The sequence below is a fragment of the Microbacterium sp. EB106-03-03-XG65 genome, from assembly GCF_058791955.1.
In genome coordinates this window covers 1,692,408-1,705,283 of the sequence record NZ_JBYTEB010000001.1, presented here as the reverse complement: position 1 = coordinate 1,705,283, position 12,876 = coordinate 1,692,408, and the positions used below count along the sequence as shown (strand labels likewise).

The following is a 12,876-nucleotide window of genomic DNA, read 5'->3' as shown; positions in this document are numbered from 1 at the left end:
TCCGGATCCGATCGGATCGATTCCGGAAGGATCAGTACCAGTTCGTCGCCTGCGAGTGCGACCACGCGCTGCAGGGAGTGCCGTAGACCGACGAGATGTATCCGAGGCCCCAGGCGATCTGCGTCGACGCGTTGGTCTGCCAATCGCTGCCCGCCGAGGCCATCTTGCTGCCCGGGAGCGCCTGCGGGATGCCGGTTGCTCCCCCCGACGAGTTGTAGGCCTGATAGTTCCACCCTGACTCCTTCGTCCACAGGGAGTTCAGGCAGGAGAACTGATCGTCGCCCCAGCCGTACTGGCTCGACGCCATGCTGCGGGCTGTGGACTTCGCGCCGTCGACGGTGTTCGCCTGCGCGAGCGCCTCCGCAGCGGCGGCCGCCTCCGCCGCTGCCTGCTCCGCTGCGGCCTTGGCCTGCTGGGCCGCATCGTACGAGGACTGGAGCGCCGCCGTCTCGGCGACGATCGCGTCGGTGCCGGTCGCCGTGTAGGCGGTCAGGCTCCTCAGCTCACGGTCGCTCAGCGAATCGCGGTCGGCGAGCTGCCCGATCCACGTGCCGAGGTCCTGGGTCTCGACCGCCGCGGGGGCGCCGGCGAGATCGAGGCCGGATGCCGCGACCTCGGCGTTCTTGGCATCGGCTGCCGCGATGGCATCCTTCGCGAGCTTGATGGTGATCGCCGAATCATCGACGGTCTTGTGCAGCGGATCGGCGCCGGTGACCAGTGCGGTCACGTGGTCCACCGCATCGGGCAGTTCCGCCGCCGCGGCAGGCGCGGCGACGATGCCGAGTGTCAGGGCGATTCCGGCGGCACCACCGGCCACCGATCCGAGGATCCATCGAGAGCGGCGGGATTTCGCGGCGGCTCGGGCGGATGCCGCGTCGGAGGCGCGCCGAAGGGCACGGGTGTTCTGAAGCATGAATCGACTTTCGGGTCGTCGTACGCCCCTCGCGGGATCCTCATCGGGAGTCGATCCCAGGCGCAAGGTAACGATTCTGCAACATCTGACCTGGGTGAAGCATGAGAAAGGGGCCCTGCAGCGCTCTCAGGCGGTGCAGGGCCCCTTCATCGAAGCCTTCGTGGGACGACTCAGGCGTTCGCGTCCTGGCGCTTCAGGCGGGCGGTCTCACGCGCACGGGTGTTGGCGTCGAGGTTCACCTTGCGGATGCGGACAACCTCGGGCGTGACCTCGACGCATTCGTCGTCACGCGCGAACTCGAGGCTCTCCTCGAGCGTCAGCTGACGCGGGGGCGTCATCGACTCGAAGGTGTCGGAGCTCGCTGCACGCATGTTGGTGAGCTTCTTCTCCTTGGTGATGTTCACGTCCATGTCGTCGGCGCGGGAGTTCTCGCCGATGACCATGCCCTCGTAGACCTCCTGCGTGGGCTGCACGAAGAACGACATGCGCTCCTGCAGGGCGATCATCGCGAACGGGGTGACGACACCCTGACGGTCGGCGACGATCGAGCCGTTCTGACGCGTCGTGATGGAACCGGCCCACGGCTCGTAGCCGTGCGAGATCGCGTTGGCGATGCCCGTACCGCGCGTGGTCGTGAGGAACTCGCTGCGGAAGCCGATGAGGCCGCGCGACGGGACGATGAACTCCATGCGCACCCAGCCGGTGCCGTGGTTCGTCATGTTCTCCATGCGACCCTTGCGGTTCGCGAGAAGCTGAGTGATCGCCCCGAGGTGCTCCTCCGGGGTGTCGATCGTGAGGTGCTCGAAAGGCTCGTACGTCTTGCCGTCGATCTTCTTCGTGACCACCTGCGGCTTGCCGACGGTGAGCTCGAAGCCCTCACGACGCATGTTCTCGACGAGGATGGCCAGAGCGAGCTCGCCTCGGCCCTGCACCTCCCACGCGTCGGGTCGTCCGATGTCGACGACCTTGAGCGAGACGTTTCCGATCAGCTCCTTGTCGAGACGGTCCTTGACCATGCGAGCCGTGAGCTTGTGACCCTTGACCTTGCCCATGAGCGGCGAGGTGTTCGTGCCGATCGTCATCGAGATGGCGGGGTCGTCGACCGTGATCGCGGGAAGCGGGCGCACATCCTCGGGGTCGGCGATGGTCTCGCCGATCGTGATGTTCTCGAAGCCCGCGATCGCGACGATGTCGCCGGGACCTGCGGACTCTGCGGGGTAGCGCTCGAGCGCACGCGTCTTGAGCAGCTCCGTGATGCGGGCGTTGCTGGTGGTGCCGTCTGCGCGGACCCACGCGACGGTCTGGCCCTTCTTCAGCGTGCCGTTGAAGACGCGCAGGAGCGCGAGGCGACCGAGGAACGGGCTGGAGTCGAGGTTCGTGACCCACGCCTGCAGCGGAGCCTCATCGTCATAGGACGGCGCGGGCACGTGCTCGAGGATCGCCTCGAACAGCGGCTCGAGGTCGTCGTTGTCGGGCAGCGAGCCGTCGGCGGGACGGTTCTGCGATGCCGCACCGGCACGGCCGGACGCGTAGACCACCGGGACGTCGAGCAGCGCATCGACGTCGAGGTCGGGCACGTCGTCGACGAGGTCGGACGCGAGTCCCAGGAGCAGGTCGTGCGCCTCTTCCTCGACCTCGGCGATGCGAGCGTCGGGACGGTCGGTCTTGTTGACCAGGAGGATGACGGGGAGCTTGGACTCGAGAGCCTTGCGCAGCACGAAGCGGGTCTGCGGCAGCGGGCCCTCGCTCGCGTCGACCAGCAGAACGACACCGTCGACCATGGACAGGCCGCGCTCGACCTCGCCGCCGAAGTCGGCGTGGCCCGGGGTGTCGATCACGTTGATCGTGATCTCCTTGCCCTGAGCGTGCTTGCCCTTGTAGGTGATCGCCGTGTTCTTGGCGAGGATCGTGATGCCCTTCTCACGCTCGAGGTCGTTCGAGTCCATCGCGCGCTCATCGACGTGGGCGTGTTCACCGAACGAGCCGGTCTGACGCAGCATGGCGTCGACGAGAGTGGTCTTGCCGTGGTCGACGTGCGCGACGATTGCGACGTTGCGGAGGTCAGAGCGAAGGGCGTGCGCCATGCAGATGTCCTAAAGAGTGTGGGTTTTTGTCGAGAAGCCGACGTTCCAGACTATCGTATGCCGCGAATCCGTTCCTGTACGCCGCAAGTACGATCGTGATCGTGACCACCACCGACTTCTCCCCCGCTCCGTCACGTGCTCGACTGTGGTGGGAGATCGCGATCGTCCTCGCGCTCGGCCTCGGGCAATCCGCGATCTACGCGATCGTCCAGCTCGCATACCGGCTCACCGACTCGACACCGCTCGCCGATCAGACGGCCACCCTCAATCCGTCGCGCAGCGATCGGGAGATCTTCGACCTGATCTACCAGATCCTCTCGATCGGGTTCTCGCTCGTTCCGGTCCTCCTGGTCTGCTTCCTGCTCTGGCAATCGCGCAGGCCCCACCTCGGTCGCCTCGGCCTCGACGGCACACGCGTCGGATCCGACATCGGCCGAGGCGTCCTGCTCGTCGCGGCCATCGGCATCCCCGGTCTCGGGCTGTATCTGGCGGGGCGTGCCCTGGGACTGTTCGTCGCGGTCGATCCCTCAGGGCTCGACTCCCACTGGTGGACGATTCCCGTGCTTCTGCTCGCGGCGGCCCGCGCATCGCTGCAGGAGGAGTTCGTCGTGCTCGGCTACCTCTTCGCGAGGCTGAAGCAGCTGGGTTGGGGGCCGTGGACGATCATCGTGGCCACGTCTGTGCTGCGAGCGAGCTACCACCTGTACCAGGGGCCGGGGGCGTTCATCGGCAACCTCGCGATGGGGCTGCTCTTCGGCTGGCTGTTCCTGCGCACAGGACGACTCATGCCGTTCCTCGTCGCGCACTTCCTGATCGACGCGACGGTGTTCGTCGGCTACCCGTGGGCCGCGAGCGCCTTCCCCGCGCTGTTCGGTCTTCCGACCTGACCCACCGCCCCGCCGCGGAGCCCGCGCGGGTTCAGCCGTTGGCGATGAGAACGGATGCCACAGCCCACACGGCGATGGCGACGAGCACGACCAGCGCCCGAGAGTCCCACGAACGGCGGATCGGGGCATCAGCCCCAGACGGCGCCGCCTGCCACCTGTCCCGGATCTCGGTGAGGTCGCGCAGACCCGCCGGAGCTGTGGCCGCTTCATCGCCCACTCCCGGGCGCCGCACCGGACGTGCGCGAGCGGGCCCGCCGTAGCACGAGAGATCCGTCCCGTCATCGAGCGAGAAGAGCAGCTGCCAGCGCAGGTCGATGTCGCGCACGCGGCTCCAGCCGAACGAGGTGCGTCGCAGCATGTTCTGCACCGTCGCCCCCTCGCCGTCGACCCGCACGGCCGAGACGAAGGCGATCTCGTACACGACCCAGAGCCCGAGCAGCACCCACGGGGCGAGCAGGAGCATCTGCCCCCAGCCCGCGCGCACGACGGCATCGCCGAGCAGGAAGATCGCGAGCAGCGAGCACAGCACGAGGGATACAGGCCCGGAGGCCGCACGGAATGTCCGTGCGGCCTCCGGTCGAGGTTCGATGCTCACTCTCAGTGACCGCCGAGGGTGATCGATGCACCCGGGATCGCCTTGAGCAGACGATCCGTGTACTCCTGCTGCGGGTTGGCGAAGATCTCGTCGACAGTTCCCTGCTCGACGATCCTGCCCTTCTCCATCACGCACACGAGATCGCTCGACACACGCACGACGGCGAGGTCGTGCGTGATGAACAGGTACGTGAGTCCCAGCTCGGACTGGAGCTCGGCGAGCAGCTGCAGCACCTGATCCTGCACGAGCACATCGAGCGCCGAGACGGCCTCATCGAGGACGATGATGTCGGGCTTGAGGGCGAGCGCGCGGGCGATAGCCACACGCTGGCGCTGTCCGCCCGAGAGCTCGTTCGGATACCGGGTGGCGAGCACGCGCGGCAGTGACACCTGGTCCAGCAGCTCCTCGACGCGTTCACGTCGCGATGCGCTGTCCCCGACACCATGGATCTGCAGCGGCTCGGCGATCGTGTTACCGATGTTGCGCAACGGGTCGAGCGAGCCGTACGGATCCTGGAAGACCGGCTGCATGCGACGACGCAACCCGAATGCCTGGGCGTTGGAGAGCTTCGACACGTCCTGGCCGTCGATCTCGATCGTTCCGCTGGTCGGCTCCTCGAGCTTGAGCACCATCTTCGCGACGGTGGACTTGCCCGAGCCCGACTCTCCGACGAGCGCGAGAGTCTTGCCCCGAGGAATCTCGAACGACACATCGTCGACCGCGCGGAAGGCTTCACTGCGGAAGTTCCCCTGACGGATCTTGTAGTCCTTCGTGAGCCCTGCCACGCGCACCGTCGGCGGAATGGCTGCGAGGTCGTCGAGCGTCTCGATCCCCCGGTCCTCCACCACGGCCTGGATGCGCTGCGACGCCACGCTGGGCGCTGCCGACACCAGACGCTTCGTGTACGGGTGCTGCGGATCCTCGAGGATCAGCCGGCTCGGCCCCGCCTCGACGATGTTTCCGCCGTTCATCACGATGATCTTGTCGGCACGCTCGGCTGCGAGGCCGAGATCGTGCGTGATCAGCAGCACCGACGTGCCCTTGTCGCGGGTCAACGTCGCCATGTGATCGAGGATCACGCGCTGCACCGTCACATCCAGAGCCGAGGTCGGCTCGTCGGCGATGAGCAGCTTCGGATCGGCAGCGAGCCCCATCCCGATCAGCGCGCGCTGACGCATGCCTCCCGAGAACTGGTGCGGGAACTGGTGCAGACGCTTCTCGGCGTCGGCGAGCCCTGCCTGCTGCAGCACCTCGACGGTGCGTGCCTTCGCGGCGTCGCGTCCTCGGGCGATGCCGTTCGCACGGATCGCCTCCTTGACCTGGAAGCCGATGCTCCAGACCGGGTTGAGGTTCGACATCGGGTCCTGCGGCACGAAGCCGATGTCCCGGCCGCGCACCGCCTCGATCTCACGACGGTTGAGCGTCGTGAGCTCGCGGCCCTCGAGCGTGATCGACCCCGCGGTGACCTCGCCGGTTCCCGGGAGCAGGTTCACGATGGCCGTGGCCGTCGTCGACTTGCCCGAGCCGGACTCGCCCACGATGGCGACGGTCTCGCCGGGCATGACGTCGAAGCTGACTCCGTGGAGCACTTCGCGCAGGCCCTCCTGCGTGCGGAACGCGACCGTGAGGTCACGGATGCTCAGCAGCGGGACCTGTTCGGTGATTCGCTCGCTCATCGGCGTGCCCTCGCCTTCGGGTCGAGGGCGTCTCGGATGAGCTCGCCCAGAGTCACGAACGCGAGCACCGCGAGGGTGAGCGCGATCGACGGGTAGATGAGCGCCATGGGAGCCACTCGCAGCGAGGCCTGAGCCCTGCCGATATCCAGCCCCCACGACATGACGTCGCTCCCGAGGCCGACGCCGAGGAACGACAGCGTCGCCTCTGCCACGATCGCCGCCGCGAGCCCGAGTGTCGACACGACGAGCAGAGGCGCGATCGCATTCGGGACGACGTGGTTCAGCAGGATCTTGAACTTGGACTGGCCGAGTGCCTGCGATGCCATGACGAAGTCTGCTTGGCGCACGCGGAGCACCTCGGCGCGCACGACGCGAGCCGTGGAGGCCCACGCGAAGGCGCCGATCGCGAAGGCGAGCGTCCATACCGAGCGGGAATCCCGGAACACGGTCATCACGACCACGGCCGCGAGGATGTACGGGATCGCGAAGAAGATGTCGCCGATACGCGAGAGCAGACCGTCGAGCCATCCACCGTAGAAGCCCGCGAGGGCTCCCATGATCAAGCCGATGACCGACGAGAGCAGAGTCGCGATGAGGCCGACGGCCAGAGATGTCTGCGACCCCCACACGATGCGGGAATAGATGTCGCAGCCCTGGAACGTGAAGCCGAGCGGGTGACCGTCGGTCGGTCCGCCGTTGCTGTTCGACAGGAAGCAGTCGTCGTTCGGCGGCGTGGACGTGAAGAGCGTCGGCCACAACGCCATCACGAGGAAGAACAGAGCCAGCACGACCGAGAACCAGAACAGCGGACGGCGACGCAGATCGAACCAGGCGTCACGCCAGAGGTTGCTGGGCTTGTCCGAGATCCGGACGGCGTCGACCGCGATCGACTCCGTCTCGACGGGGGCCACGTAGTGCTTCTGTGAGATGGGATCAGGCATAGCGAATCCTCGGGTCGAGCAGACCGTAGAGCAGGTCGATGAGCAGGTTCACCAACACGTACAGGATGACGAACACGGTCACGAACGAGACGACCGTGGGTCCCTCGCCGCGCTGGATCGCCTGGAAGAGCGTGTTACCGACACCGGGCACGTTGAAGATGCCCTCGGTGACGGTCGCGCCCACGAGCAGCACGCCGAAGTTCGTGGCCGAGTTGGTGATCACGGGGATCAGCGAGTTGCGCAGCACGTGCACGGGAAGCACGCGGTTGCGCGAGAGACCCTTGCTGTACGCCGTGCGTACCCAGTCCTGATTCAGGGTCTCGATGACCGAGCTCCGCATCAGACGCATGCTCACCGCGTAGAGGCTGAAGCCGAGCACGATCGCGGGAAGCCAGAGGCCGCCCCAGTCGTTGTCGGCGCCGACGGTCGGCTTGAACCATCCCCATTGGATCGCCAGGAAGTACTGGGCGAGGAAGGCCACGACGAAGATCGGGATCGCGATCGCGACGAGAGCCACGATCAGCGAGACGTTGTCGAAGATCTTGCCCTTGCGCAGGGCCGAGATGGTACCGATGATGATCGCCAGCGTGAACTCGATCGCGATCGCCATGACGGCGAGGCGCCCCGTGACCGGCAGGGTCGCGGCGAGCACGACGGAGACCGGTCGTCCGGAGTAGGTCATGCCCAGGTCACCCTGGAACACACCGGTGATGTAGTACCAGTACTGCACGAGGAACGGCTCGTTCAGGTGGTACTGCTCGCGCAGCTGCGCGACGACCGCCGGGCTCGGCGTCTTGTCGCCGAACAGGGCGAGGATCGGGTCGCCGGGCATGGCGAACACCAGGAAATAGATGAGCAGGGTGGCTCCGAAGAAGACCGGGATCACCTGCAGAAGACGTCTCAGAATGTAACCGAGCATCCACTTGTCCCTTCTGTGAGGGGAAAGAAAGCCGCGTGGACACAAGCCTGTGAGGCGGTGACGAAGAAATCGTCACCGCCTCACAGGTGAAGTGCCGTCAGACTTTACTCGCCGGCCTTCGTGATCTCGTAGTACAGCGGAACCGAGTTCCAGCCGAACGTGACGTTGTCGACGCTCTCGCTGAAGCCGCCGGTCACGTTCGCGTACCACAGCGGGATCGCGGGAAGGTCCTTGAACAGGACCTCCTGCGCCTGGGTGAAGTCCTCGATCTGCGCGTCGGCGTCGGGGTTGCTGATGCCGGCCTTGATGAGTTCGTCGAACTCGGGGTTCGAGTAGTCACCGTCGTTGGAACCGGCGCCGGTCGCGTAGAGCGGTCCGAGGAAGTTGTACAGACCCGGGTAGTCGGCCTGCCATCCCGAACGCGCAGCAGTCGTGATCGTGCGGTCGTTGATCTTCGTGCGAAGATCCTGGAAGGTCGGGTACGGGTCGCCCGATGCCTCGATGCCCAGCGTGTTCTTGATGCTGTTGCTCACCGCGTCGACCCAGGCGTCGTGCCCGCCGTCGGAGTTGTAAGCGATCTTGAACTCGCCGTCCCACGGAGCGATCGCGTCGGCCTCGGCCCACAGCTTCTTCGCCTCTTCGGGGTTGTACTCGAGGACCTCGCTGCCGGGAACCGAGTCGGACCAGCCGTCGATCACCGGGGAGGTGAAGTCGGATGCCGGGGTGCGGGTGCCCGAGAAGATCGTCTCGGTGATCTCGTCGCGGTTGATCGCCATCGACAGCGCCTGACGGCGCAGCTCGCCCTCTTCGCCGCTGAAGTGCGGGAGGAACTGGCCGATCGTGAACGACTGGAAGACCGCAGACGGCTGGTTGACGGCGCGGTCGCCGAGCTCGTCCTGGAAGACCTGGAGCGAGCCGGTCGGGATCGCGTCGATCACGTCGACGTCCCCACCCTGCAGGTCGGCGTACGCCGCTTCCTGCGTGGCGTAGAACTTGATGGTCAGACCGCCGTTGGCGGCCTTGCGGCCACCGTCGTAGTCATCGTTGCGGACGAGGTCGATCTGCACGTCGTGCTGCCACGCGTCGTCGCCGTCGATCTTGTACGGACCGTTGCCGATCGGGTTCTGACCGAAGGCCTCCATGTCCTCGAAGGCGGCGTCGGGCAGCGGGTAGAACGCCGAGTATCCGAGGCGCAGTGCGAAGTCGGATGCCGGCTTGTTCAGCGCGATCGTGAAGGTGTAGTCGTCGACCTGCTTCAGGCCGGACATGTCGCCCTGCGCGCCGAAGATGTCGTCGTCGGGGTTGTCGGGGTCTCCGGCGTCGTTGACGAAGCCCTCGATGTCCTCGAAGAAGTAGCCCGAGAGCTGAGCGTTCTCCGCCTGCGCACCGTAGTTCCACGCCTTGATGAAGTTGTCGGCGGTGACCTCTTCACCGTCGGTGAACTTCAGGCCCTCGCGGATCTTGACCGTGATGTTCTGCGGGTCCTCGGTCGTGATCTCTTCGGCCACGTCGTTGACCGGCTTGCCGTCGGCGTCGTAGTAGATCAGGCCGGCGAAGATCTCGTCGAGGATCTTTCCGCCACCCACCTCGTTGGTGTTGGTGGGGATGAGCGGGTTCTCCGGCTCGGAACCATTGGTCGTGATGATGGCATCTGCATTGACGTCGCCGCCGGCGTTCCCGCCGTCACCGCTGTCGTTGCCACCGCTCGCGCAGCCCGCGAGCGCCAGGGCGCCGATCGCGAACAGCGCGGTGCCCGAAAGGGCGATCTTGTTGCGCTTCACTTGTGTCCTCCTGTGGACGGGAATTCATCAGACTGCGCGCTCGACATCAAGCACGTAGGGATAGTTGACTGTAACCCGGGTCTCGGCGGACGGCACACTCGGCTAATGAACTGTTACTCAGTGGTGACCATCTGTAATCTCGCGGAAACATGCGGAAATGCACGGAAACGAGCGACGGCGTCGCATCCGCGATGGATGCGACGCCGCCTCATGGTGATGCCTGACTCAGGCGAACGCCTCCACCGGCGGGCAGGCGCACACGAGGTTGCGGTCGCCGTAGGCCTGATCGATGCGGCGCACCGGGGGCCAGTACTTGCCGGCGATGAGCGCATGCACGGGGTAGGCGGCGTCCTCGCGTGTGTACGCGTGATCCCACTCCCCCGCGATCAGCGAGACCGCGGTGTGCGGAGCGCCCACAAGCGGGTTGTCGTCGGCGGGCCAGCGACCCGCCGCGACGTCGTCGGCCTCTGCCTTGATCATGATCATCGCCTCGATGAACCGCTCGATCTCGCCGAGATCCTCGGATTCCGTCGGCTCGACCATCAGCGTGCCCGCCACGGGGAACGACATCGTCGGGGCGTGGAAGCCGTAGTCGATCAGTCGCTTCGCCACGTCGTCGACCGAGATGCCCGTCGCCTCCTTGAGCGGACGCAGATCGAGGATGCACTCGTGCGCCACCCGGCCGTTCTCGCCGGCGTAGAGCACCGGGTAGTGCTCGCCGAGACGCGCCGCGATGTAGTTCGCCGACAGCACCGCAGCGGCGGTCGCGTGGCGGAGTCCGTCGGCGCCCATCATGCGCACGTACGCCCACGAGATCGGGAGGATCCCGGCGGAGCCGTACGGGGCCGCAGACACCGGCCCGCCCTCGAACACGAACCCGCCCGCGTGCTCGTCGCGCTGCGCGAGCGGATGCGAGGGCAGGAAGGGCGCGAGGTGCGCCTTCGCGGCGACAGGGCCGACGCCGGGGCCGCCGCCCCCGTGCGGGATCGCGAACGTCTTGTGCAGGTTCAGGTGCGAGACGTCGCCACCCAGGTCGCCGAATCGGGCGTAGCCGAGCAGCGCGTTGAGGTTGGCGCCGTCGACGTACACCTGACCCCCCGCGCCATGAACGGCGGACGTGATCTCGACCACGTCCTGCTCGTAGACACCGTGCGTCGACGGGTACGTGATCATCAGGGCTGACAGCTCGGTCGAGTGCGCGTCGATCTTGGCACGCAGGTCGGCGAGGTCGACGTTGCCGAGCTCATCGCAGGCCACGACCACGACCTTCATGCCCGCGAGCACGGCGGATGCCGCGTTCGTGCCGTGCGCTGACGAGGGGATCAGGCACACGGTGCGCTGGTCGTCTCCGTTCGCGAGGTGATAGCCACGGATCGCCAGGAGACCGGCGAGCTCGCCCTGCGAGCCCGCGTTGGGCTGCAGCGAGACGGCGTCGTAGCCGGTGACCTCGGCGAGCCAGGACTCGAGCTGGTCGATGAGTTCGAGGTATCCCGCGACGTCGGCTGCCGGCGCGAACGGGTGGATCCCCGCGAACTCCGGCCAGGTGATCGACGCCATCTCCGTCGCCGCGTTGAGCTTCATCGTGCAGGAGCCGAGCGGGATCATGCCGCGATCGAGCGCGTAGTCCCGATCGGCGAGGCTCTTCAGGTACCGCATCATGGCGGTCTCGCTGCGATGGGCGTGGAAGACCGGATGCGTCAGGTACTCGTCCTGCCGGTGCAGCACCTCGGGAAGTGCGCCGGCCGCGCCGATGCCGAAGAATCCGAACGCACGATCGCGCTTGCCCCCGAACACCTGAGCGACACGGTGGAGGTCGGCGACCGTCGTCGTCTCGTCGACGGCGACGTTGACGGTGTCGGCATCGTTCGCGCGCAACAGGATGCCCTCGGCATGCGCCGACTCGACGATCTCGGCCGCCCGGCCCGGTACGCGCGCCCTGATCGTGTCGAAGAACGAGTCGTGCACGACCTCGACGCCCGCATCGGCGAGCCAGTCACGCAGCAGAGCGGCCTTGGCCGCGGCTTCGGCGGCGATCGCTCGAAGCCCTTCGGGACCGTGGTACACCGCGTACATCGCGGCCATCACGGCCAGGAGCACCTGCGCGGTGCAGATGTTGCTGGTGGCCTTCTCGCGGCGGATGTGCTGTTCACGCGTCTGCAGCGACAGCCGGTACGCCGGCTTGCCGTCGGCGTCGACGGACACTCCGACGAGACGGCCCGGAAGCTGACGCTCGAGTCCGGCGCGGACCGCCATGTAGCCCGCGTGCGGGCCTCCGAAACCCATCGGCACACCGAAACGCTGCGTCGTCCCGACCGCCACATCAGCGCCGAGCGAACCGGGCGACGAGATGAGCGTCAGCGCCAGCAGATCCGCCGCGACGACCGCGAGACCGCCGGCCACGTGCGCCGCATCGATCACGGCGCTCGGACTCCACACGCGTCCCGACGCCCCGGGGTACTGCACGAACACGCCGAACAGCTCGGGAGGCAGCTCCTCGCCTGCCGCGAAGTCGACCGTGACGATCTCGATCCCCACGGCTTCGGCGCGGGCAGTCAGCAGAGCGGCGGTCTGCGGGAAGGCGTCGGCGTCGACCGCGAAGACATTCGACTTCGTCTTCGATGCGCGTCGGGCGAGCAGCATCCCCTCGACGACCGCGGTGGACTCGTCGAGCATCGATGCATTGGCCGTCGACAGCCCGGTCAGTTCAGCGACCATGGTCTGGAAGTTGATGAGCGCCTCGAGGCGCCCCTGTGAGATCTCCGGCTGGTAGGGCGTGTACGCCGTGTACCACGAGGGGTTCTCGAGCACATTGCGCTGGATCACCTGCGGGGTGATCGTGCCGTAGTACCCGAGCCCGATCATGGGACGATTCACCGTGTTGCGCGCGGCGAGCGCCCTCAGCTCGGCAAGTGCCTCGGTCTCGCTCGCGGCTCGCGGGATCACGGAGTCATCGGCTGCGGTGGTGAAGATCGAGGAGGGCACGGCCTGGCGCATCAGAGCCTCGACGGGGCTCCAGTCCTCGAGGTCTGAGGCGACTCCCAGCGCGTCGAGCATCTGGCGCTGGGCGGCGGCGGTGGTTC

The 12,876-nt window shown here is 66.8% G+C and carries 9 protein-coding genes; 1 reads left to right on the top strand and 8 read right to left on the bottom strand.

The annotated features are described in order from the left end of the window. Positions 1-31: 31 nt before the first annotated feature. Both AC3WS6_RS07980 and typA read right to left on the bottom strand, forming a co-directional pair. On the bottom strand, positions 32-913 hold the full coding sequence (locus AC3WS6_RS07980) for an aggregation-promoting factor C-terminal-like domain-containing protein (RefSeq protein ID WP_492500507.1): 882 nt from the start codon (positions 911-913) through the stop codon (positions 32-34). A 170-nt stretch (positions 914-1,083) separates the two neighbouring features. Continuing rightward, positions 1,084-2,997 (bottom strand): translational GTPase TypA, encoded by a 1,914-nt coding sequence (gene typA, locus AC3WS6_RS07975; protein WP_492500506.1) that lies wholly within the window; start codon positions 2,995-2,997, stop codon positions 1,084-1,086. Positions 2,998-3,098: 101 nt separating this feature from the next. Here typA and AC3WS6_RS07970 point away from each other — a divergent pair, with 101 nt between their 5' ends. Next, entirely contained in the window at positions 3,099-3,884 is a 786-nt protein-coding gene (locus tag AC3WS6_RS07970) for a CPBP family intramembrane glutamic endopeptidase (RefSeq protein WP_492500505.1), read from the top strand. A 31-nt stretch (positions 3,885-3,915) separates the two neighbouring features. On the opposite strand, the gene AC3WS6_RS07965 is transcribed toward AC3WS6_RS07970, so the two are convergent. The 6 genes from AC3WS6_RS07965 to gcvP form a co-directional block, all read right to left on the bottom strand. After that, the gene (locus AC3WS6_RS07965; protein WP_492500504.1) at positions 3,916-4,479 is read right to left on the bottom strand and encodes a PH domain-containing protein; all 564 of its coding nucleotides are present in this window, start codon (positions 4,477-4,479) and stop codon (positions 3,916-3,918) included. A 2-nt stretch (positions 4,480-4,481) separates the two neighbouring features. Further along, positions 4,482-6,155: a dipeptide ABC transporter ATP-binding protein gene (locus AC3WS6_RS07960; RefSeq protein ID WP_492500503.1), complete on the bottom strand. Its 1,674-nt coding sequence runs from the start codon at positions 6,153-6,155 to the stop codon at positions 4,482-4,484. Continuing rightward, a complete protein-coding gene (locus tag AC3WS6_RS07955) occupies positions 6,152-7,096 on the bottom strand; it encodes an ABC transporter permease (RefSeq protein WP_492500502.1) in 945 nt (314 codons plus the stop codon). The genes AC3WS6_RS07960 and AC3WS6_RS07955 overlap by 4 nt, the downstream gene beginning before the upstream one ends. Then, entirely contained in the window at positions 7,089-8,015 is a 927-nt protein-coding gene (locus AC3WS6_RS07950) for an ABC transporter permease (protein ID WP_492500501.1), read from the bottom strand. The genes AC3WS6_RS07955 and AC3WS6_RS07950 overlap by 8 nt, the downstream gene beginning before the upstream one ends. A 104-nt stretch (positions 8,016-8,119) precedes the next feature. Further along, complete coding sequence (locus tag AC3WS6_RS07945; RefSeq protein ID WP_492500500.1) at positions 8,120-9,796, bottom strand: peptide ABC transporter substrate-binding protein; 1,677 nt, start codon at positions 9,794-9,796, stop codon at positions 8,120-8,122. A 225-nt stretch (positions 9,797-10,021) separates the two neighbouring features. After that, positions 10,022-12,850, bottom strand: a complete 2,829-nt coding sequence (gene gcvP, locus AC3WS6_RS07940) for an aminomethyl-transferring glycine dehydrogenase (RefSeq protein ID WP_492501468.1) — start codon at positions 12,848-12,850, stop codon at positions 10,022-10,024. Between the last annotated feature and the right edge of the window lie 26 nt (positions 12,851-12,876).

Excerpts from the sequence above, each read along its gene's own strand:
- AC3WS6_RS07980 (WP_492500507.1), bottom strand. The coding sequence starts at position 913 with ATGCTTCAGAACACCCGTGCCCTTCGGCGCGCCTCCGACGCGGCATCC.
- typA (WP_492500506.1), bottom strand. The coding sequence starts at position 2,997 with ATGGCGCACGCCCTTCGCTCTGACCTCCGCAACGTCGCAATCGTCGCG.
- AC3WS6_RS07960 (WP_492500503.1), bottom strand. The coding sequence starts at position 6,155 with ATGAGCGAGCGAATCACCGAACAGGTCCCGCTGCTGAGCATCCGTGAC.
- AC3WS6_RS07955 (WP_492500502.1), bottom strand. The coding sequence starts at position 7,096 with ATGCCTGATCCCATCTCACAGAAGCACTACGTGGCCCCCGTCGAGACG.
- AC3WS6_RS07950 (WP_492500501.1), bottom strand. The coding sequence starts at position 8,015 with ATGCTCGGTTACATTCTGAGACGTCTTCTGCAGGTGATCCCGGTCTTC.
- gcvP (WP_492501468.1), bottom strand. The coding sequence starts at position 12,850 with ATGCTCGACGCGCTGGGAGTCGCCTCAGACCTCGAGGACTGGAGCCCC.